General features: G+C 63.9%; 19 protein-coding genes. 10 read left to right on the forward strand and 9 right to left on the reverse strand.

Annotation, left to right across the window (positions count from 1 at the left end):
* Both CN97_RS09555 and CN97_RS09560 read left to right on the forward strand, forming a co-directional pair.
* A complete protein-coding gene (locus tag CN97_RS09555) occupies positions 1-1,569 on the forward strand; it encodes a 5-oxoprolinase subunit B/C family protein (RefSeq protein ID WP_035710429.1) in 1,569 nt (522 codons plus the stop codon).
* On the forward strand, positions 1,566-3,338 hold the full coding sequence (locus CN97_RS09560; RefSeq protein WP_051911113.1) for an acetyl/propionyl/methylcrotonyl-CoA carboxylase subunit alpha: 1,773 nt from the start codon (positions 1,566-1,568) through the stop codon (positions 3,336-3,338). Before CN97_RS09555 ends, CN97_RS09560 begins: the two co-directional genes overlap by 4 nt.
* Positions 3,339-3,524: 186 nt before the next feature.
* Here the strand turns inward: CN97_RS09560 and CN97_RS09565 are convergent, their stop codons facing one another.
* Positions 3,525-4,511, reverse strand: a complete 987-nt coding sequence (locus CN97_RS09565; RefSeq protein WP_035710433.1) for a TerC family protein — start codon at positions 4,509-4,511, stop codon at positions 3,525-3,527.
* A gap of 653 nt (positions 4,512-5,164) precedes the next feature.
* On the opposite strand from CN97_RS09565, the gene CN97_RS09570 reads away from it, so the two are divergent.
* Positions 5,165-5,491, forward strand: coding sequence for a DUF1330 domain-containing protein (locus tag CN97_RS09570; RefSeq protein ID WP_035710439.1), 327 nt, complete (start codon positions 5,165-5,167; stop codon positions 5,489-5,491).
* 14 nt (positions 5,492-5,505) lie between these two features.
* Here the strand turns inward: CN97_RS09570 and CN97_RS19855 are convergent, their stop codons facing one another.
* Positions 5,506-6,123, reverse strand: coding sequence for a LysR substrate-binding domain-containing protein (locus tag CN97_RS19855; RefSeq protein WP_051911114.1), 618 nt, complete (start codon positions 6,121-6,123; stop codon positions 5,506-5,508).
* A gap of 38 nt (positions 6,124-6,161) precedes the next feature.
* Entirely contained in the window at positions 6,162-6,461 is a 300-nt protein-coding gene (locus tag CN97_RS21455) for a helix-turn-helix domain-containing protein (protein WP_084684074.1), read from the reverse strand.
* 229 nt (positions 6,462-6,690) lie between these two features.
* On the opposite strand from CN97_RS21455, the gene CN97_RS09580 reads away from it, so the two are divergent.
* Complete coding sequence (locus CN97_RS09580) at positions 6,691-7,269, forward strand: hypothetical protein (protein WP_035710440.1); 579 nt, start codon at positions 6,691-6,693, stop codon at positions 7,267-7,269.
* A gap of 52 nt (positions 7,270-7,321) precedes the next feature.
* Here CN97_RS09580 and CN97_RS20630 read toward each other — a convergent pair whose 3' ends face one another.
* Positions 7,322-7,801 carry a hypothetical protein gene (locus CN97_RS20630; protein WP_131389659.1) on the reverse strand — a complete coding sequence of 160 codons (480 nt, stop codon included), beginning with the start codon at positions 7,799-7,801 and terminating at the stop codon, positions 7,322-7,324.
* Positions 7,802-8,121: 320 nt separating this feature from the next.
* Between CN97_RS20630 and CN97_RS09590 the strand changes: the two genes are divergently transcribed.
* Together CN97_RS09590 and CN97_RS09595 are read left to right on the forward strand one after the other, a co-directional pair.
* Entirely contained in the window at positions 8,122-9,312 is a 1,191-nt protein-coding gene (locus CN97_RS09590; RefSeq protein ID WP_035710454.1) for an acyl-CoA dehydrogenase family protein, read from the forward strand.
* Complete coding sequence (locus CN97_RS09595; RefSeq protein WP_035710462.1) at positions 9,309-10,376, forward strand: phosphotransferase family protein; 1,068 nt, start codon at positions 9,309-9,311, stop codon at positions 10,374-10,376. Before CN97_RS09590 ends, CN97_RS09595 begins: the two co-directional genes overlap by 4 nt.
* A 495-nt stretch (positions 10,377-10,871) precedes the next feature.
* On the opposite strand, the gene CN97_RS09600 is transcribed toward CN97_RS09595, so the two are convergent.
* The gene (locus CN97_RS09600; protein WP_035710470.1) at positions 10,872-11,267 is read right to left on the reverse strand and encodes a VOC family protein; all 396 of its coding nucleotides are present in this window, start codon (positions 11,265-11,267) and stop codon (positions 10,872-10,874) included.
* 817 nt (positions 11,268-12,084) lie between these two features.
* On the opposite strand from CN97_RS09600, the gene CN97_RS09605 reads away from it, so the two are divergent.
* Positions 12,085-13,110, forward strand: a complete 1,026-nt coding sequence (locus CN97_RS09605) for a DmpA family aminopeptidase (protein ID WP_035710477.1) — start codon at positions 12,085-12,087, stop codon at positions 13,108-13,110.
* A gap of 265 nt (positions 13,111-13,375) precedes the next feature.
* On the opposite strand, the gene CN97_RS09610 is transcribed toward CN97_RS09605, so the two are convergent.
* From CN97_RS09610 to CN97_RS09620, 3 genes are read right to left on the reverse strand one after another with little or no spacing between them, the layout of a single operon-like run.
* Positions 13,376-15,619, reverse strand: coding sequence for a xanthine dehydrogenase family protein molybdopterin-binding subunit (locus CN97_RS09610; RefSeq protein WP_035710481.1), 2,244 nt, complete (start codon positions 15,617-15,619; stop codon positions 13,376-13,378).
* Positions 15,616-16,647 carry an FAD binding domain-containing protein gene (locus tag CN97_RS09615; RefSeq protein ID WP_035710482.1) on the reverse strand — a complete coding sequence of 344 codons (1,032 nt, stop codon included), beginning with the start codon at positions 16,645-16,647 and terminating at the stop codon, positions 15,616-15,618. The genes CN97_RS09610 and CN97_RS09615 overlap by 4 nt, the downstream gene beginning before the upstream one ends.
* Entirely contained in the window at positions 16,644-17,141 is a 498-nt protein-coding gene (locus CN97_RS09620; protein ID WP_035710485.1) for a (2Fe-2S)-binding protein, read from the reverse strand. The genes CN97_RS09615 and CN97_RS09620 overlap by 4 nt, the downstream gene beginning before the upstream one ends.
* Positions 17,142-17,251: 110 nt before the next feature.
* Here CN97_RS09620 and CN97_RS09625 point away from each other — a divergent pair, with 110 nt between their 5' ends.
* Both CN97_RS09625 and CN97_RS20635 read left to right on the forward strand, forming a co-directional pair.
* Complete coding sequence (locus CN97_RS09625; RefSeq protein WP_035710495.1) at positions 17,252-17,803, forward strand: TetR/AcrR family transcriptional regulator; 552 nt, start codon at positions 17,252-17,254, stop codon at positions 17,801-17,803.
* Between the two features lie 188 nt (positions 17,804-17,991).
* Entirely contained in the window at positions 17,992-18,207 is a 216-nt protein-coding gene (locus tag CN97_RS20635) for a hypothetical protein (protein WP_131389661.1), read from the forward strand.
* Between the two features lie 28 nt (positions 18,208-18,235).
* On the opposite strand, the gene purU is transcribed toward CN97_RS20635, so the two are convergent.
* On the reverse strand, positions 18,236-19,120 hold the full coding sequence (gene purU / locus CN97_RS09635) for a formyltetrahydrofolate deformylase (protein ID WP_035710507.1): 885 nt from the start codon (positions 19,118-19,120) through the stop codon (positions 18,236-18,238).
* A gap of 225 nt (positions 19,121-19,345) precedes the next feature.
* Between purU and CN97_RS09640 the strand changes: the two genes are divergently transcribed.
* Positions 19,346-20,206: a glycoside hydrolase family 25 protein gene (locus CN97_RS09640; protein ID WP_248700077.1), complete on the forward strand. Its 861-nt coding sequence runs from the start codon at positions 19,346-19,348 to the stop codon at positions 20,204-20,206.
* Positions 20,207-20,209: the final 3 nt, after the last annotated feature.

A 20,209-nucleotide genomic window follows, 5' to 3' on the forward strand; every position in this document is an offset into this window, starting at 1 on the left:
ATGCAGGATGACATCCGCTTCCTTCCCGTAGGGCCGCAGAGCCTGCTGGTGGAGCTCGCCGATCTGGGCGAGGCTCTGGCGCTCTTTGACGCGTTGCGGGAGCGGCCGCTTCCCGGTGTGGTCGAAATCATTCCGGCCGCGCGGACGCTGATGATCCGCACCGCTCCGGGCGTGACCGCGGACAGAAACGTTGCACGTGAGATCGTTGCCCGCAGGCCCGCTCCCGGCACGCCTCCCGCGCTTCGCGCCGCCGATATGGTGGAACTTCCGGTGATCTATGACGGCGAGGATCTCGCCGATGTCGCGACGTTCATGGGCCTGTCCACCACCGAGGTAATCGCCGCCCATCAGGAGACCGTCTGGCAGGTCGCCTTCTGCGGTTTCGCGCCGGGCTTTGCGTATATGACATGCGAGGATCCGCGCTTCGATCTGCCCCGGCGAAAATCGCCCCGGACGCGTATTCCGGGCGGCTCCGTGGCGCTTGCCGGCCGGTTCTGCGGCATCTATCCCAAGGAAACGCCAGGGGGCTGGCAGCTTATCGGGCGGACTGAGGTGCCGATGTGGGATCTCACACGGGAGCCGCCTGCGCTGCTGCGACCGGGAGTGCGCTGCCGCTTCGTCCCACAAGGGGGCAAGGTCTATCCCGCCGCGACACCGTCGGCGAAAGCGGAGGCGGTGGAGGGGCTGCGCATCCTTTCCACCGCATTTCCCATCCTCTTTCAGGATGAAGGGCGCGCAGGGCAGGCCAGTCAGGGGGTGTCGGCCTCCGGTGCGCTGGATAGGGCCGCGTTTCGGCGGGCGAACAGGGCGGTGGGCAACGCCTCCACTGCACCGGCGCTGGAGATCACGCTCGGGCCCGTTCGCCTTCTGGCTGAGAGGGCGATGGTGCTCGCGCTGACCGGTGCCGGGGAGGCCCGCCTCGCCGGTCGTCCCGTCCCGCGCGGGACGGCCTTCGCCGTCGATGCTGGCGACGAGGTGGAGATCGCTCCGCCCAAGGCCGGTATGCGCAGTTATCTCGCGCTGAGAGGCGGCTATGACGTCACCCCGGTTCTCGGCTCCGCCGCGACCGACACCCTTGCGCATGTGGGGCCGGAGGCGCTCGTCGCCGGCAGCGTCGTCGCGCCCACGGATCATTCCGTGAGCGCTGTCACCGGGCCGGAGGTGGAACCGGCCCTCCCCACGGCAGGAGATATCGTCGAACTGCCGATCACCCTCGGCCCCCGGACCGATTGGTTCACGCCCGAGGTGGTGGAGCGGTTTCTGACGACCGAATGGCTGGTCACGCCACAGAGCTCCCGCGTCGGCATTCGGCTGGAGGGAGAAACCGTGACACGGGCCGATGCCGATGAGCTGCCCTCCGAGGGCACGGAAACCGGCGCCATACAAATCCCCCATTCCGGCCAGCCGGTGCTTTTCCTGGCCGACCATCCGTTGACGGGCGGCTACCCCGTGATCGCCACCGTGCTGCCGGAAGCGCTGGATCGCGCCGGTCAGATCCCCCCAGGCGCGCGCATCCGCTTTACCGCCGCGGCCCCTTTCGATCCCATCACCCTCGGGAGCCTTGCATGACCCTGTTCCTCGATTCACCGTCCCCCCGTCCGATCCGGCGTCTGCTGATCGCCAATCGCGGCGAGATCGCCGTACGCATCATCCGTGCCTGCCGGGACGAGGGTATTTCCGCCATCGCCATCTATGCCGACAGCGATCGTGACGCGCTCTTCGTGCGTATGGCGGACGAGGCCTATCCTCTGGAAGGCGAAACGCCGGGCCAGACCTACCTCGATATCCCGAAGATCATTGCGATCGCCGGCAGGGCGCGGGCAGACGCCGTGCATCCCGGCTATGGCTTTCTCTCCGAAAGGGCGGATTTCGCCGAGGCGGTGGAGCGGGCTGGCCTCATCTGGATCGGACCGGAACCGCGGGTAATCGAGGCGCTCGGCGACAAGATTGAAGCGCGTCGCATCGCGGAGGCCGTGGGCGCCCCGCTCGTCGCAGGCACGCCCGGGCCGGTCGGCAGCGGAGCGGAGGCCCTGGCCTTCGCCCGTGAAAAGGGTCTCCCCATCGCCATCAAGGCAGCTTTCGGCGGCGGCGGCCGGGGCATGAAGGTAGCGTGGCGGATGGAGGAGGTGCAGGAGCTCTATGACAGCGCCGTGCGGGAGGCAGAGACCGCCTTCGGTCGCGGGGAGTGTTTCATCGAGCAGTTCCTCGACCGCCCGCGCCATGTGGAAGCGCAGGTATTGGCCGACCGGCACGGCACGGTGAAGGTGCTGGGTACGCGGGACTGCTCGTTGCAGCGGCGGAACCAGAAACTGGTGGAGGAGGCTCCCGCGCCCTTCCTGACTGATGAGCAGCGTGACCGTATCCACGATTCTGCCCGCCGCATCTGTGCCCATGCCGGCTATTCCGGGGCGGGAACCGTGGAATACCTGCTTTCCGCCAACGGGACGATCTCCTTTCTGGAGGTCAATACGCGGCTTCAGGTCGAACATCCCGTGACGGAGGAAACGACGGGTATCGACCTCGTCCGCGCGATGATCCGCGTGGCGGAGGGCGCACGTCTTGCGGATGAGACGGTGCCGGCACCGCGTGGCCATGCCATTGAGTTCCGCATCAACGCGGAGGATCCCGGACGCGGCTTCCTGCCCACTCCCGGCCCTGTGGAGGTCTGGGAGGCCCCCTCCGGCCCCGGCGTGCGGTTGGACAGCGGTGTTGCGGCGGGATCGGTGGTGCCCGGCAGTTTCGACTCTCTCATGGCCAAGCTCATTGTCACGGGTGCGACACGGCAGGAAGCGTTGGCCCGCGCCGCCCGCGCTCTGGCCGAGTTCCGCATCGAAGGCGTCGCGAGTGTCCTTCCCTTTGACCGCGCCGTGGTGGAGGCCAAGGACTTCTGCGGTGAGGGTGCGGATTTTCGCGTGCATACCCGCTGGATCGAAACGGACTTCGCCGAGACCTTGGCGAAAACACTGAAGCCCCACCAGCGCGTAACATCTGCCGAGACAGGCGCGCTGCGGCGCTTCCCGGTGGAGATCGATGGCAAACGGCACGAAATCGCGCTCCCCGCTGGCCTTCTTACCAGCCTGACACCGAACGGGGGACACAGTCTTTCACCGGGTGAAAGCGCCGCCGACAAAGGCGCCCTGTCCGCGCCCGTTGCCGGAACTCTCACGCTCTGGCTGATCGGGGATGGCGAGGATGTGGCGGCTGGCGATGCCGTGGCTGTCATCGAGGCGATGAAGATGGAAACACGGGTCGAGGCGCCGCGCGCGGGCAGGCTCCATCATGTGACGGATGCAGGAACGACCGTCACGTATGACGAAATCATAGGGCGGGTGGAGTAACCGGATATCACGACCTTCCGGAGCTTCCCTGTGAACGGGCAACGGCCATGTTGCAGGGAGTCCGGGCATCGTTCCTTCCGTATCGGAGTTCGTGGCTCTCATGAATGGAGTTCCGGCGGCATCTGACCAGCAGACGCCTTGCGCCAAGATCGCGAGGCGACCTTGGCGCAGGGCAGGCAGCAGTGGTCAGGGAGCGGCGTTCCCCTCTTTCCCGCTCTTGGTCTTCAGCAAAGAGACGATGACCCCCGCGCCCAGAATGGCGAAGGTGATGCCGAGCGACCATACCGGCGGGAACTTCTCCCACCCCATCAGGTCTGCGATGAAGATCTTGGAGCCGATGAACACCAGCAGGAGCGACAGCGCGTATTTCAGATAGGCGAAACGGTGAAGGATCGCCGCCAGAGCGAAGAACAGCGCGCGGAGACCAAGAATGGCGAAAATGTTCGACGTGTAGACGATGAACGGCTCCGTCGTGATCGTGAAAACGGCGGGGACGGAGTCCACTGCAAAGATCAGGTCCGCGAATTCGATCATCACCAGCGCAAGGAACAATGGCGTGGCATAGCGTACCATCCGTCCCGCACTGTCGGGCAGCTTGACAAAGAACGCGTTGCCGTGGAGTTCGTCCGTGACGCGCATGTGCTTGCGGGCGAAGCGCAGGAGCGGATTACGGCTCAGGTCAGGCTCCTCATCGTCTCCGGCAAAAAACATCTTGATGCCGGTGAAGATCAGGAACACCGCAAAGACGTATAGCACCCAGTGATAGTTCGATACGATCGTGGCCCCCAGCCCGATCATGATCCCGCGCAGCACGATGACGCCCAGAATACCCCAGAACAGCACGCGGTGCTGATATTTCCTCGGGATGGCGAAAAAGCTGAAGATCAGCGCAATGACGAAGATGTTGTCCAGCGCGAGCGTCTTCTCCACCACGAACGCGGTGAGGTATTGCGCCGTCGCTTCGGGCGTCATCTGCCACCAGACAAAGCCTGCGAAGGAGAGGCCGAGCGTGATGTAGAAGAGCGACATCTTCAGGCTGGCCGCGATCTCGATCTCCTTGTCTTCCTTGTGGAAGACGCCGAGATCCAGCGCGAGAAGGGTCAGGACGATGCCCATGAACACCAGCCACATCCAGACCGGTGTTCCCATGAAGAGTGAAGTAAGTATATCCATATCCGAATCCGACCTCTTTTCCGCATAAACGCGCGAGATCGGCGGATCGTGCCAGGGCCAACCTCGAGCAAGCTCGAAGTGGTCCGACATCACGGCGCAACGCCGTCAGAGGGGCCCGGTCCACGGCGATAAGATAGCAAAGGCCATGCCGCTTTCAACCGGGACGGCTGACGTGCGGCTGCGGCAAAGTGACCCTGTCGTGCATATCTCGCTCACGGCGCAACGGCTCGTCCAACGAGCGAAGACGGGTTCACCCCGGTCGAATAGGGGTGGCGGGTCGCCGACCCGGTCAGGCCCGTCCTCGCCGGCCAGGGCGAGCGGCTGCGGGCCCGCAACGCCGCGCAGAAGGTTACACACGCCGCTACCGTGATCCCCGCTGAGCAAGACACCGAGCCGGACATCCCAGCCTGACTGGAAGACGATGGATCATGCCATGGAGATGGCGTGCGCAATACCATCGTCTCAGGCAATGATTTTTTTCAGCAGCACATTTCGCGCAGCCTCCAATCGGGGAAGGTGCCTTCCCCGATTGGAGGCGCTGAGAACCCTTAGCTTTTCATCGAAGCCGCGTGACATGCGAAGGCAGCTTCACCATTCTGCCTCTTGCCGACCGCCGTCCTTCGACCGCAGCGGCAGTAAGGGAGAGAGACCGAATGACCGCATTCCTGATCGCCGAGGTGAAGGTCACCGATGATACCTGGGTTCCTGACTATGCTGCGCGCGTCCATGACATCGCTGCCCGGCACGGCGGACGCTACCTTTCGCGCAGTGGGAACATCGAAACCCTGGAAGGCGCTGCGACGGATGAGACGTTGATCGCCCTGATCCAGTTTCCCGATCGCGCGGCCGCTCATGCGTTTGCCAACGACCCCGAGTATGCGCCTTTCGGGACGGCGCGGCAGAAAGGGTCGGTCAGCCATTTCCGTGTAATCGACGATACGGATTTGGCGGGTGCCATTCCGTACCTGCCCAAGCCCTGACAACACTTTCATAGTTATTCCCATCCGGCCGGTGGCTTGGGGCGTCTTATCATCACGGCCCAAGCCACCGGCCGGGCGCTGCCGAACGAGTACGAATTCTGACAGGCGATCACCAACCCGCAGCAGGCTTCTGCGGCCAACCGGCTAGTGCGCCTGATACCTCGCTGCAACCAGAGCTTGAAAAGGCTGGCCGAGGGCTTCTGATTTCTGCGCTCTGGCTGGACAATCCAGAAGCTCTCCTCGGTTGCAACCGGCGGCCCGAAAGGACACCAGAGCTGTCCTGTCAAGATTTCCCCCTCCACATAAAGCGCGGGAACCAGAGCGATGCCCAGACCATGGATGGCGGCGGATATAAGCGCCTTACTGTTGTCAAAGCGCGGGCCGATAATCGCACCGCTGTGCTTCTGGCCGGCCAGCCGGAGCCACGTCAGCCACAGGTTCGGTCGACTGGAGTTCTGCAATGTCCGCATCCTACCGAAGTCGGGATGCTCCGGCGCCTTGTCGCGAGGGATCAGAACAGGGGAGGCGACCGCAAGGATCAGTTCCCCGATGAGTTTCTGGTAATGGGCCCGCGCCACGACCGCGGAGGATGACGAGATCCGCGTCGGTATCCTCAAATTTGACATGGCCATCAGTATTTCCGAGCTCAACCATCGCGGTCGGGTTCGCATCAATGAAGCCTGCGAGCCGTGGTGTCAGCCAGCGAGAGGCAAAGGCGGGCAAACTGTCGGTCGTCGAGCTTGCGACCCCGGACTGTACCGATCGACGCCTGCTCGATCTGATCCAGCAGGACTGTGATATCCGCAAGACAGCTGCTGCCCGCCTGTGTCAGAACGATGCGCGAGCCGATCCTCTCGAACAACCGCACGCCAAGCAGGTTCTCCAGATTGGTGATCCGCCGGCTTACACCTCTCTGGCTGATGGCATGTCTTCGCCAGCCTTGGTGAAACTGCCGTAGCGTGCCGCAGATTCGAACGCCTGAAGCGCGGAGAGCGAGGGCTACCTCTCATGAGAGGTAGTCATGACGACGTGCGCCTTTCAAGCATTTTACAACGCAGCGGTCCCAGGTCACATCGAGCAATCGCCTTGCTGACCATGAGAACGACCAATGCGCCATAGGACTGTCGGAGGAAGCCCTGCTGGCGACCGTCGTCTTTTCCGCGGCTCCCCCGCTGAGTTCCGCCCCCGCGATCGCGCTGATGCTGGGCCATGACGCGCGGCTCGCGATGCGGCTGATGTTGACGGGAACCCTGCTCTCTCCGGTAATGGTTCCCGTGAGCTTCTGGATGGCGGACTTGTCCGGCACGCTACCCTTTGCCCTGAGGACCGGCGCCATGCTGGCGGGCGGAGTTTTTCTCGGTCTGGGGATGTGCCGTTTGCTCGGGTCCGAGCGTCTTGCGGCCGAAGCCCGCGCGCTTGACGGCGTTGCGACCGCCTTGATGCTGGCGTTCCTGCTGCCGGTGATCGACGGGCTTGGCGCGCGTATCCTCTCCATGCCGGGTCTGGCGCTGGAGCTTGCGGCGCTGGCCTGCGCTCTAAATTTCGGCGGCAACCTGCTGCTTCGAACGTTCGCAAGGGACCGCGCCTCTACCCCTTCCGCCGCGAGTGCGGGGCTGGTGTTCGGAAATCGCAATGTCTCGGTGGTTCTTGCGGCGCTGCCGGGTCCGACAGTCGCCCTTTTCGTCGGCCTCGCCCAGTTGCCGATTTACCTGACGCCTGTACTCCTTGGCTTTTACGACAGGTTCGTGTCCAGATGTCGCCTTTCATCGGAATCCTGAGCCTCGACACGCGCTTCCCCCGGATCATGGGCGATGTCGGGGATCCCGCGAGCTACCACTTGCCCGCGCGCGTTCGAATGGTCAGCGGCGTCGGCAGTCCCAACATTGTCCGCGAAGAACGCCAGTCGGCAGAGGTTGTGGCACGCTTCATCAACGCCGCGCGCGACGGGAGGCAGAGGGCGCGGTCCTTATCACCTCGACCTGTGGATTTCTCATGCTCTTGCAGGATGAGATTGCCCGAGCCGTTCGGGTGCCTGTGCTGCTTTCCTGCCTCACGCTGATCCCCATCATACGCCGGCTGACGGGGGATCGCCCCTTGGGGATTCTGACGGCCTCCGCGCGCGATCTCGGGACGCAGGCCCTTGCGAGAGCCGGATGCTCCGGCCTGCAGATAGATGTCGCCGCTATGGAGCAGCACCGGATTTTCGCCGAAACCTTGCTCCCACCAAAATCCGCGCAGCTCGCGACGCTGGACCCCATGGCCATGAGCGCTGCCGTCACGGATGTCGCACGGAAGATGATCGCCGCTCATCCGGATATCGCGGCGCTGATTCTCGCAGCTGCGCTCAGCGGCCGGACGGCCCGTGTACTCGATCCTCGACGGACCACGTCTCATCGCCTGACCGGCGGTCAGGCACCGAGCCCCGCGGATCGATAAAGGCCACTTCGAAGGGCGCTTAAGCGATGCCGTACATACCGGCTCGCGCCCCACTCCTATTACAAACATGTCTCCGTGCAACTGCGCCGGTCTGCGTCCTATGCCACTACAGATTGTCTGACAATATTTCCTTTGATAAGGTCTCAGGCAAATCAAACGCTGAGGCCCCGGCTCGACAGCGGAAGGAGATGAACATGACACATACACTCGAACGTGCGGGACTGTCCGACCGGGCGCTGGACATGGCGGACCGGGTGGAGCGGTTCGTCCTGGATATTGTCGCGCCGTATGAGAAGGATCCGCGCCGCACGTCGCACGGGCCGAAGGATGAGCTGGTCACGGAACTGAAGGGGTTGGCCCGTCAGGCGGGGGTACTCACCCCGCATATCCTGCCCGACGGGAGCCATCTGACGCAGAGGGAAACGGCGGCGGTTCTGATCCGTTCCGGGCTCTCGCCCCTTGGCCCATTGGCCTGCAACACCGCAGCGCCGGATGAGGGCAACATGTATCTGCTGGGCCATGTCGCCTCCCCCGCGCTGAAGACGCAGTTCCTTCAGCCGATGATCGAGGGAGAGAAACGCTCCTGCTTCCTGATGACCGAACCTGCAGAGGATGGCGGCGCGGGATCGGACCCGTCGATGATGCTGACGACCTGCCGGCCTGACGGCAACCACTGGGTCATCGACGGGCGGAAGACCTTCATCACCGGAGCGGACGGTGCGGGCGTCGGCATCGTCATGGCGAAATCGGACGAGGGCGCCTGCATGTTTCTCGTCGACCTTCCCCACCCGGCCATTCGGATAGAGCGGGTGCTGGACACCATCGACAGCTCGATGCCGGGAGGCCATGCCACGGTGCGGATCGACAATCTCCGCCTGCCCGCGGATCAGATGCTGGGTGAGAGCGGGGAGGGTTTCCGCTACGCGCAGGTCCGTCTGTCCCCTGCTCGGCTCAGCCACTGCATGCGCTGGCTTGGCGCCTGCGTCCGGGCGAACGAGATCGCTACGACCTATGCCAACCGCCGCATGGCCTTCGGTAAGCCGCTCATCGACCATGAAGGTGTCGGGTTCATGCTGGCGGAGAACATGATCGACCTGAAGCAGGCCGAGCTGATGATCTACTGGTGCGCGGATGTGCTGGACACCGGCACTCTTGGCACGGCGGAAAGTTCGATGGCCAAGGTCGCGGTGTCGGAGGCACTGATGCGGGTCGCAGACCGCTGCGTGCAGATGATGGGGGGTCGGGGGGTCACCGAAGATACCATCGTCGAACAGGTCTTCCGCGAGATCCGGGCCTTTCGCATCTATGACGGGCCGACGGAGGTACACAAATGGTCGCTCGCCAAGAAGATCAAGCGCGACTGGAAGAAAAGGCAGACGGTATGAGCACGACGGGCGGCGACGCGAATCTCGGCGCAGGACCGGTGCGGGAGGGCTTCCACTTCGACGAAGCGGCCCTGAGCCGCTGGATGGCGGAAAACGTGCCGGATTTTGCCGGCCCGATGACGGTACTTCAGTTCAACGGCGGTCAGTCCAACCCGACCTATCGGCTCCACACGCCGAACCGCGACTATGTGCTCCGCCGGAAACCGGCTGGGCAACTCGCAGCCGGTGCGCATGCGGTGGACCGGGAAGCGCGGATACTCAAGGCACTGGGAGGTGCAGGCTTCCCCGTGGCGCATGTTCATGGCCTGTGTATGGATGAGACCGTCATCGGCAGCTGGTTCTATGTCATGGAACTGGTGGAGGGGCGCATCTTCTGGGACGCGGGGTTCATAGAACTGCCGAAGGCGGAGCGGCGGGCCTACTACGAGGAGATGAACCGGACCATTGCCCGCCTTCACGGGTTGGACTATGCCGCGATCGGGCTGGCCGACTATGGCAAGCCCGCCAGCTACTTCGAGCGGCAGATCACCCGCTGGAGCAAATCCTACCTCGCCGATACCGATGCCGGACGGGATCCGGGAATGGATCGGATCGTCGAGTGGCTACCGACGGCCATACCTCCGGGAGACGAAACGAGTCTCGTCCACGGGGATTTCCGCTGCGACAACATGATCTTCCATCCAACGGAACCCCGCATCCTCGCCGTGCTGGACTGGGAGCTTTCCACGCTTGGCCATCCGCTGGCGGATTTTGCCTATCACGCCATGATGTACCGCATGCCGCAGGACATCGTGGCAGGCATCGGCGGGCGGGATCCCGTGGCGCTCGGCCTGCCGACGGAGGAGGAGTATATCACGATGTATTGCCGAAACACTGGCCGAAGCGACCTGCCGCATTACGACTTCTATATCGCGTTCAACTTCTTTCGCATGGCGGCGATCTTCCACGGGATCAAAGGCCGCGTCGCGCGCGGGCAAGCCGCCTCCGCCAATGCCGCGCAGCGGGTGCAGGCCTATCCCCGGCTCGTGAATCTTGCTCTCGATGCGATGAACAAATGCCGCTGAACCGGCGCCCGGCAGCATGCCCTGCAACTGCCGGTTTCAACACAAACTGGCCAGACGGAGCGCCGTCTGCACGACAATCCTGAACCCGGAACGCGCATCATCCAATCGAACAGGCCCCGCCGGCTGCCGCATTGTCGAGCAGTTTGCGCCCCCGTCGTCATACGGGCGCGTCTCTCTCGCCGTATCCAGGGCCTCGCCGGCTCTGGCACAGGACCGGCTTTCCAGCCGGTCTTGGCCGGTGTCGCGCGTCATCCAGACCAGGGCCAGAGCCTAGGGTCTAAGCACATGAGTCTCCAGCAACCAGATCCACATCCCTGACCTATCATCCCTGTGGCCATCCGCCCCTGCTGCACGGATGAGCAGCACGCCGGGTGGTCCCGCGTGCTGCAAGCCATGCGGAGCGCAGCCCTACGGCTTGTCGTCACCCGTGTGTCGCAACATTACGGTGGCACCCCAAGGCATCCGCCGCCGCGGTGAACCCTTGTCGCATCATCACTACAGATAACGTCCGGCGCGCTGCAGCACCTCTATTTCGTAACCGTCCGGATCCTGAATGAAGAAAAACTTCGCAATCACCTCGCCCCCCGGCGCGAAATCGACGAGCTTTCGGGGCTCAAAACCCTGCTGCGTCAACCGCGCATGCTCGCTGACGACATCATCGACGGAAACACCCAGATGGCCATAACCGTTGCCACGCTCGTAAGGTTCTTCCCGCCCCTTGTTCACCGTCAGCTCAAGCTCAAACGTGCTCTCGGCATTCGCGAGGTAGAGCAGTGTGAAGCTTTCGAAATCCAGCCGGTCCGCAACTTTCAGCCCGAAGGCTCGGTTGTAGAAATCGACAGACCGCGCTTCGTCCCTCACCCGGATCATGGAATGGATCATTTTCGCCATGGTCACTCTCCTTGCTGCCAACGAAAACCGCTTTCGACCGGCGGGCATTGCGTCATCTTACCGCCTATTTCGTGAATCCGGGCGGTGGCCGTCCCGCACATATCGCATGGGCGCGCTTGCCAGACCAGCCGAAGCCGCGCCGGGCCCGGCGCCCCTGCGCCGCCCTACCTGATGCTTTGAAGGACGAGGCGGGAGCGTCGTGGCAGCGATAGTCCCGGCCTTTCTGTAAAGCTCCGAAATCGCCTTGTCCAAGGGGGCAGAAACGGCGTCTGTGCACATGGCCTGATCGGTAACCATCTGACATGGGATCGCTCGAAACGCCACTTCCAGTTAGGTCAAAGCGCTCCCTTCTGCCTGAGCCGAAGGGCCCAGGGTGGTATCCGCATCCCTCCGGGAACATCCGTGTCGCCCGCACCGCGAAGTGCTTACCGGAGGTTGCGCTGATCTCGAACAAGCGCCGTGTGTCAGTACCTCGATACTCCCCTTCGATTGCCTCTCCGCATGGATCAGGGCTTCTTCGGCGGGGCCGCTACACGCCAGGGCATCTTTCTCACCGCCTTCTTTCAGGAGGAGTGGACAACTGGCCCACAACCACGGAGCCCTTCCTCTCGATCCTGTCGGCGGCGGCTCGTTACCCTGTGCTCGTCCTGCATGGGATGCACTTCGCACGGGAGGTTGCAGGCCGTATCTGCTTCCTGCAAAACGTCAGTGTCAATGAACACGGTCCGTCGTTCGACCTTCGATGCGCCGCAGAGGGTGAGGAGACAGACCCTCCTGCAATGCGTGGTCGCGGCAGGCCATCCTCGGAGAGGATCCTATGCTCATCCGTGATTTCGGGATCGTCCCCGGTATTCTCCCCCACGGCCCGTTCAACGCGATCACTGATGTAGCCGGCGTCATGGTTGGGCACAGAACGATCCGCGTCGGGCAGATAAATACGGGGGTAACGGCAGTTGTGCCCCATCCGGGCAATATGTTCCGAGAAAAGCTTCGGGCGGGGGTTGCTGTCATCAACGGGTTCGGCAAGTCGGCTGGGCTGGTTCAGGTGGAGGAACTCGGCACTCTGGAAAGTCCGGTCCTGCTCACGAACACCTTCGCGGTGGGCACCTGCACGACGGCCTTGATCCGGCGGGCGCTTGCCAATGATCCCGCCATCGCGCGGGAAACATCGACTGTCAACGTCGTCGTGTGCGAATGCAATGACGGGGTGCTTTCCGACATCCGGGCGCTTGCCGTGACGGAGGCAGATGCGGAGGCTGCTCTCGATGCCGCGCGGGGCGGGCCGGTCCAACAGGGATCCGTGGGCGGCGGAACTGGCATGACTGCCTTTGGCTTCAAGGGCGGCACAGGAACTGCTTCCCGCGTGATGGAGATCGCGGGAGAGCGATTCACTCTGGGCGCGCTGGTGCAGGCCAATTTCGGCAATGCCGGCGATCTTGTCCTGCCAGATGGGCGGCGTCCGCGTCCCGAGGGCATGACGCCTGCGGTGCCGGAGCGGGGCTCGGTCATCATCCTGCTGGCGACAGACCTGCCGCTGGAAAGCCGACAACTCACCCGGATCGCTCGCCGGGCGGGAGCGGGGCTGGCACGGCTGGGGAGCTTCTGGGGCAACGGCAGCGGCGATATTTCGCTGGCCTTCAGCACGGCAGATCCGGTGCCACATGACGGTCCTGCCTTCCGCTTGTCACGCGTACTGGCCGAGGAGCAGATCGACATCGCCTTTCGCGCCGCCGCCGAGGCGACGGAGGAGGCCGTGCTGAATGCGCTGGCCGCTGCAGAACCGTTTGTCGGGCGAAATGGAGCGTGGCGACCCTCGCTTGGCCAATGGCTTGCGGATCAATGATTACGACGCTCTACGCCCGAAGTCGTAGTCTCATCACAAGTATCTGTCTGAGGGCGGGAGGGAGGGGAGCGGCGACCCCAGGGAGGAGGAGGGGGTCGCCGCCATTTTCCGAGGCTCGGGGAGGAGGAGTGAGCCTTGGGAAACCCTTAGCACCGAAGTGCTGTGGGACTTATTTCGTCCATCCGCTTGCAGATTGCAAGTGACCCTTTGAGCAAGTCTGACTTGCTGCAGATGCATAACTCATAACCGCAATCTCACGATGGCGTCAGATCAGGCTCTCTGGATGGATCGGGAACCTTGCAGGCCGCACGCCGGTGGCGTGCCAGACGGCGTTGGCGATCGCGCCTACAGTCCCTGTTATACCGATTTCTCCCACTCCCTTGATGCCGAGCGCATTCACGAAGGGATCGTCTTCATGCACCGTCATCGCTTCCACGAAGGGGGCGTCGGCATTCACCGGGACATGATATCCGGCCAGGTCGGCATTCGTGAAACGCCCCGTGCGGGCGTCATGGATCGCCTCCTCCTGCAAGGCGAAGCCGATGCCCCAGATCATGCCGCCGAGAAGCTGGCTGCGGGCAAGGCGCGGATTGATGATGCGGCCTGCCGCGAACGCTCCGATCAACCGGGTCACGCGAACCTGTCCCAGATCGGGATCAACCAGCACCTCCGCGAATACCCCACCATGAGAGAACATCGCGCGGGCCTCACCGGCCGCGGCCTCCCTCTTGCCCGAGCCTGTGCCCCGCAGCAGGTCCAGCCCCGCACGGGCGAGGATGTCCTCATAGGCCTCGCTCCGGGCATCGTCATCATTGCGCCACAGCCGCCCATCGCGCGCCGTCACCCCGGCGTTGCCCGCACCGAAGAGCGGAGACGCCGGATCCTGCACCGCTAGATCGGCGAGCTGGCGCACCACATCGGCTCCGGCATTGAAGAGCGCAGTGCCCGCCGTCGCGGTATGCCCCGATCCCCCCGCCACGCCCGCATCCGGAAGGTCGGACTGGCCAGAGCGGAATTCCAGCCGCGCGATATCTATCCCCAGCCCGTCCGCGGCAATCTGCGCCAGCGCCGTCCATGCCCCCTGCCCCATATCCGCGGCAGACGTTTCAACGACGGCCCGCCCATCCGCGTGCAGCGTCGCATGGGCGGCAGCCTGAAACATCGGGCAGGGAAACTGGGCAGTGCCCATGCCCCAACCCTTCAGCAGCCTGCCTGCGCGCATCTGCCGGGGCTGCAGAGGACGGTCGTGCCAGCCAAAAGCCTCAGCCGCGCCGGCATAGCATTCCCTGAGCGCCTTGGAGGAGAAATTCAGGCCGGAAGCCGGGTCCGTCTCGGCATAATTCTTCAGGCGGAAGGCCAGCGGATCGATGCCCATCGCAAACGCGGCCTCGTCGATCGCCACCTCCAGCGCTGCCGAGCCAGAGGCCTCCCCCGGTGCGCGCATCGGCCCCGGCGTCCCGGTATCCGCGCTGACTGCACCATGCGTCGTCCTGAGCGCGCGCGTGGCATAGACGCTGTGAGAGGCATTGGACGCGCTTTCGAGAAAGTCATCGAATGTCGAGCCGGCAGACACCGTATGGTGCTCAAGCGCCCGGATTTCGCCCGAGTCATCCAGATCGAGCCGCAGCGTCTGCCGGGTTGCAGGCCGGTGCCCGACGGGGCCGTACATCTGGTCCCTGCGCAGCGCGAGCTTCACCGGTCGATCCAGATCCTTCGCCGCAAGCACCGTCAGAAGCTGAGCGCCGAAAAGGAGCGCCTTCGAACCGAAGCCGCCGCCCAGGAACGGGCTACGGATCAGGACATTGTCGGGATTGATCCCAAGGTAGGTCGCAAAGCTGATCTTTGCCAATCCGATCGCCTGGTTTGGCGTGTCGATCTCCAGCCGGTCGCCTTTCCATTCCGCAGTGATCGCGTGCGGTTCCATGGCGTTGTGATACTGTGCCGGTGTCTCCACCGTGGTGCCGAAATGCCGCGATGCCTGGGCGCGTTCAGCCTCCATATCTCCGGCCTCTAGAGTGGGCTCGCCGCCGATGCCGACGGTTTTCGGAGTATAGGGAACGCCGCCGTCCAACCCCATCCGGGGCGGCTGTGCTTCATATGCGGGGTTCAGGAGCCGCGCCCCTTCCATCGCGGCTTCAAGCGTTTCTGCGACGACCAGAGCGATGGGCTGACCGGCATAGCGCACCGTGTCATCCTGAAGGGCTTCCATGCGCCAGGCAAACCCATGGATCTTCTCGTCAGGTCCCTTGGCGAGCGGTGGACGGTTCCGGGGTGTATAGACCTTGACCACGCCCGAATGTGCCTCAGCCGCTTCGGTGTCCAGCCGCGTGACACGTCCCCGGGCGATGCCCGCAGTGGCGACGACCGCATGAAGCAGCCCTTCGGACTGCCTGTCGGCGGCATAGGGCGCGCGGCCCGTGACCTTCAGCAGACCATCGCGGCGCGTCATCGACTGACCCGCGTTGGAGCCGAGCCGCACATGGCCCTGCAGGGGAAGCACGTCGGTCATGGGGCATCTCCTTCAAAAACGGATGCCGGGAGGGCTGGAAGCCGGTCGGGCGTTCCCAGAGCGGCGCGGCTGAGCGCGAGAACTGCGATCCGTCCAGCCAGCACGATCTTTGCCGCGTTGTCACCTGATGGCGCGGCGTTGGCCAAAGAGAGGGCAACCGCCGCGGTGAAGGTATCCTCTCCCGGAGCGGTGCCCTCCAGCGCCTCCTCCGCCTCCCGGCAGCGCCAGGGGCGGGCCGCAACCCCGCCGAGCGCCAGCCGCGCCGCCATGATCCGGCCCTCCCGCACATCCAGAGCGGCGGCGGCAGAAACGATGGCAAAGGCAAAGGAGGTACGCTCCCGCAGCTTCACATAGCGGGCATGCCGCGCCATTGCCCCGCACTCAGGCAGACGGACGTGAGTGATGATCTCCCCCCGCGCGAGCGGCGGCGGGCCCGCCCCTTCCGCATCGGGGAGCGGGTGGAAGCTCTCCATCGGCACCTCGCGCCTGCCTCCCGGCCCGGCAATCTCGACGACCCCGTCATAGGCGGCAAGCGCCACACAGAGATCGGAGGGGTGGGTTGCGATACAGCCCTCCGTCCAACCGAGGATGGCGTGGTTTCGCGTCACACCGCCAAGGGCGCCGCAACCCGTCCCCGGCTCCCGCCGGTTGCAGGGAGAGAGCACGTCCTGAAAATAGCTGCACCGGGTCTCCTGCATCACGTTGCCACCGGTGGTCGCGGCATTGCGAAGCTGACCGGAAGCGCCCGACAGAACCGCCTCTGCCACGGCGGGATAGCGCGCCAGCACAGCAGTGTTCCGCGCCAGATCGGCATTCGGCACCAGCGCGCCGATCCGCAAACCGCCCTCCGCTTCCTCCACCCGGTCGAGACCCGGAAGGTGACCGATATCAATGAGCGAGGCGGGCCGGGCCACATCGAGCTTCATGAGATCGAGAAGATTGGTGCCCCCTGCAAGAAGGGCTGCGCCCGGCCCCGCGGCCATCGCCTCCTCCAGCGTCGCGGCGCGACTGTAGTCGAAGGGTCTCATGCCGATTTCCTTTCGGCGCCCGCGGAGAGTTGCCGCGTGGCCTCCAGCACTGCTTCGGTAATCCCGGCATAGGCGGCGCAGCGGCAGATATTGCCGCTCATCCCCTCCCGCACGCGTTCCGGGTCCAGCCCCGCCTCCGCTTCGGCGATGAGAGCGACGGCCGACATGATCTGCCCAGGCGTACAGTAGCCGCATTGGAACCCGTCTGCCTCGATGAAGGCCGCCTGAACCGGATGCAGCCTGTCGTCCGAGGCAAGCCCCTCTATCGTGGCGATTTCCGCGCCGTCGCAGCTCAGCGCGAGTTTCAGGCAACTGTTCATCCGCCGCCCGTCGATGAGAACCGTACAGGCCCCGCACTGGCCACGATCGCAGCCCTTCTTGGTGCCGGTCAGGCCAAGCCGCTCCCGCAGGAGATCAAGCAGCGTGACGCGCGGATCGTCGAGCGCAATCGTCTGCGCCATTCCGTTTATGGTGAGATGAAGGCTATGTGTCATCTTTCCCTCTCTGGCGGTAAGCTGTCGGGAAGTCGGGTGGCGCGAGGCCATGATCTGTTTATACGGAGGGTGCCTCCGTTTTGCAACGGGAAAGAGGCAACGGGTAACAGATGGGCGAGAGTGGGCCGAAGGCAAGAAAACCTCGCACGGACCAGATCCGCAACCGTGAGCGTCTGCTCGTCGCCGCGCGCGAGGTCTTTCGTGCCGAGGGCGCAAGTCTGGAAGCCGTTGCCCGCAAGGCCGGATTGGGGATCGGCACGCTCTACCGGCATTTCCCGACACGGGAATCGCTTTATCAGGCCGTCTATGAGCGGGAGGTCGAAGAGCTTGTGCGGCTGGCAGAGGCGATGGGGGCGGAGGAAGGTCTGGGCCGCTGGATGATGGCCGCGCTCGACATGATGGCGACCAAGAAGGGGATGATCGCCGCGCTCGCCCCGGTGATCGATCCTGCGGCGCCGTTTTATTCGGAGCAGTCGGCGCGCATGCGATCAGCGCTGGCCTCCCTGCACGCGAGGGCCGTGGTTGCGGGCAGCATGCGCCCGGATGTGACGCCCGAAGATCTCATGCGTATCCTCATCGGGTTGTCCTACGGACCGGGCGCCGATCCCACCCGATCTCAGCTGCTTCTGGAGGTTTTCCTGACCGGCCTCACACGTCCCTGAGGGTCAGGCCTCATTGATCTTGTTCGCTCAGCATGGCTCAAGGCTCTGCAGGGAGACCGATGGATAAGCAATCTTTGCTGGCTGACGGATGCGCTGGGGGAAAGGCTCGCGCCGTCTTTCCCAAACCGGACGGTGATGATCCGCGGGCTCTGGTGGGTGATCTTCGTCCATTCGAATGGGTTGGCGAGATGCGCCCTCACAATACCCTTCCCAACCGCTGGAGCGACAGCGGTGTCCTGTCACGGCTGGATCGTCTGGCGACCGAGGCTGTTGTTCCAAGGATCTGGATGATCGACGCGACATATCGGCAGATCGTCGCACGGGCGACCACCCTTCAGGCAGTCATCGCTGCCCTGAAGCGCCGGGATGCCGGCGCCCGTAACAATCCTGGGGCTGCAGAATAGTCGATCCCAGCCCAGCGGGGGTTACCTGCTACCCCATCCGCTCCGAAGCATAACTGCCGGGCGATGCTGCGAAGACAACCGTCTTGTTTCCACTCTGGAACACACGGCGATGAATGTGAGCGTGGATCGCGCGGGCCAGCACCTGCGCCTCCACATCGCGGCCCAGACTGACATAATCCTCAGGCGACTGCGCATGAGTCACGCGGATTGTGTCCTGCTCGATGATCGGGCCTTCGTCGAGATCGGCGGTGACATAGTGGGAGGTGGCGCCGATCAGCTTTACCCCGCGTTCATAGGCCTGCTTGTAGGGATTGGCCCCCTTGAAAGACGGCAGGAAGGAGTGATGAATGTTGATGATCCGCCCCGACATCGCCCTGCACATCTCGTCAGACAGCACTTGCATGTAACGGGCCAGCACAATCAGTTCCGCCCCCGTTTCACGCACGATGCGCATCTGCTCCGCCTCTGCCTCAGGCTTGTTCTCCTTGGTAACCTTGATGCAGTAGAAGGGAATGTCATGGTTCACGACCACCTTCTGATAATCCATGTGGTTGGAGATCACCGCCACGATGTCTATCGGCAGCGCCCCGATCCGCCAGCGGTAGAGCAGGTCGTTCAGGCAATGCCCGAAGCGCGACACCATGATGACGACCTTCATACGTTCAGCCTCATCATGGAACTTCGCGGTCATCGCAAAGGCCTGTGCGGTCTGCGCAAACCCCTCTTCCAGCGCGGCGAGGCTGACGCCCTCCTGCGAAGTGAAGCTCACCCGCATGAAGAACCGCTCCGTCTGCGCATCGTCGAACTGCGAGCTGTCGGTGATGTTACAGCCGTTATCCGACAGATAGGTGGCGATGGCAGCGACGATGCCGCGGCCGGTCGGGCAGGCAACGGTCAGGCAATACTTGGTCATCTTTGTCTTCCGTCGAGGTGGAAAGGGCGGGGCCGGCCGAAGCCGGAAAACGGCTGGGCAAGGGTAGCATTACCGCCTTAGCGCTCGCGCCGTAAGCCCCATGGTCCCGGGAGCGGAAACTGCGGTTCTCGTGGGAAGCACCTCAACAAGTGGCGTGCCTCGCTATAACGGCGCTGGATGCACCGCCCCGAAAGGCTATCATGCGCCAAAACGATGGGGTGGGATATGGACGGGGCGAGAAAGCGGGCATTGCTGCCGCGGATGATGGCTGCCCTCGCAATGGTGATGCTGACAGCCTGCGGGGGAGGCAGGCCCGAGACTGCCCAGGACTACAACGGCGGACGGCTCGAAAGCCCCGCTCCGCTCAAGGTGAGCAACTACGCCGCCCCCGGCATTCCCCGGCCCTTCGGAGACACCAGGCCTCATGAGTGGTCCGGCCTGTCACCCGCCCATTATCGCGTACACGGCATTGATGCCTCACGGTATCAGGGACGCATCGATTGGTATCAGGTTGCGGCAAGCGGGGTAAGCTTTGCATGGCTCAAGGCGACGGAAGGCGCAGATTTTCTGGACCCGGGCTACGCCGTCAATGCCGAACCGGCACGACGGGCAGGCGTCCCGCTCGGCGCGTATCACTTCTATTACTTCTGTCGGACGCCGCGGGAGCAGGCGGAATGGTTCATTGCCAACGTGCCGCGACGAGAGGGCGATCTGCCGCCCGTGCTCGATATGGAATGGAACCATACCTCCCCCACGTGCCGCCGCAGGCCGGATGCCGCCACGGTACGGTCCTACATCCGGGAGTTCGCGGCGATCATTACCCGCCACTACGGCACCTCGCCCGTCATCTATACCACGCCGGATTTTTATGCGCACAACGACCTTGGCGCGCTCGCCGGATATGAATTCTGGCTGCGCGCCGTTTCGGATCATCCCTCTGAACGCTATCCCGACGAAAGGTGGACTTTCTGGCAGTATACCGGCACGGGCGTCGTACCGGGCGTGAACGGGCGGGTTGATCTCAACGCCTTTGCCGGAACGCCTGCGGAGTGGGGACGCTGGGTCGGACAACGGCGGCAGAGATAACGC

The organism is Haematobacter massiliensis (genome assembly GCF_000740795.1).
Taxonomy (GTDB): Bacteria; Pseudomonadota; Alphaproteobacteria; order Rhodobacterales; family Rhodobacteraceae; genus Haematobacter; species Haematobacter massiliensis.

Coding starts and splice junctions, on each gene's coding strand:
- CN97_RS09555 (WP_035710429.1), top strand. CDS start 1: ATGCAGGATGACATCCGCTTCCTTCCCGTAGGGCCGCAGAGCCTGCTG.
- CN97_RS09560 (WP_051911113.1), top strand. CDS start 1,566: ATGACCCTGTTCCTCGATTCACCGTCCCCCCGTCCGATCCGGCGTCTG.
- CN97_RS09565 (WP_035710433.1), bottom strand. CDS start 4,511: ATGGATATACTTACTTCACTCTTCATGGGAACACCGGTCTGGATGTGG.
- CN97_RS09570 (WP_035710439.1), top strand. CDS start 5,165: ATGACCGCATTCCTGATCGCCGAGGTGAAGGTCACCGATGATACCTGG.
- CN97_RS19855 (WP_051911114.1), bottom strand. CDS start 6,123: ATGGCCATGTCAAATTTGAGGATACCGACGCGGATCTCGTCATCCTCC.
- CN97_RS09580 (WP_035710440.1), top strand. CDS start 6,691: ATGCTGGGCCATGACGCGCGGCTCGCGATGCGGCTGATGTTGACGGGA.
- CN97_RS20630 (WP_131389659.1), bottom strand. CDS start 7,801: ATGAGCGGCGATCATCTTCCGTGCGACATCCGTGACGGCAGCGCTCAT.
- CN97_RS09590 (WP_035710454.1), top strand. CDS start 8,122: ATGACACATACACTCGAACGTGCGGGACTGTCCGACCGGGCGCTGGAC.
- CN97_RS09595 (WP_035710462.1), top strand. CDS start 9,309: ATGAGCACGACGGGCGGCGACGCGAATCTCGGCGCAGGACCGGTGCGG.
- CN97_RS09600 (WP_035710470.1), bottom strand. CDS start 11,267: ATGGCGAAAATGATCCATTCCATGATCCGGGTGAGGGACGAAGCGCGG.
- CN97_RS09605 (WP_035710477.1), top strand. CDS start 12,085: ATGCTCATCCGTGATTTCGGGATCGTCCCCGGTATTCTCCCCCACGGC.
- CN97_RS09610 (WP_035710481.1), bottom strand. CDS start 15,619: ATGACCGACGTGCTTCCCCTGCAGGGCCATGTGCGGCTCGGCTCCAAC.
- CN97_RS09615 (WP_035710482.1), bottom strand. CDS start 16,647: ATGAGACCCTTCGACTACAGTCGCGCCGCGACGCTGGAGGAGGCGATG.
- CN97_RS09620 (WP_035710485.1), bottom strand. CDS start 17,141: ATGACACATAGCCTTCATCTCACCATAAACGGAATGGCGCAGACGATT.
- CN97_RS09625 (WP_035710495.1), top strand. CDS start 17,252: ATGGGCGAGAGTGGGCCGAAGGCAAGAAAACCTCGCACGGACCAGATC.
- CN97_RS20635 (WP_131389661.1), top strand. CDS start 17,992: ATGCGCCCTCACAATACCCTTCCCAACCGCTGGAGCGACAGCGGTGTC.
- purU (WP_035710507.1), bottom strand. CDS start 19,120: ATGACCAAGTATTGCCTGACCGTTGCCTGCCCGACCGGCCGCGGCATC.
- CN97_RS09640 (WP_248700077.1), top strand. CDS start 19,346: ATGGACGGGGCGAGAAAGCGGGCATTGCTGCCGCGGATGATGGCTGCC.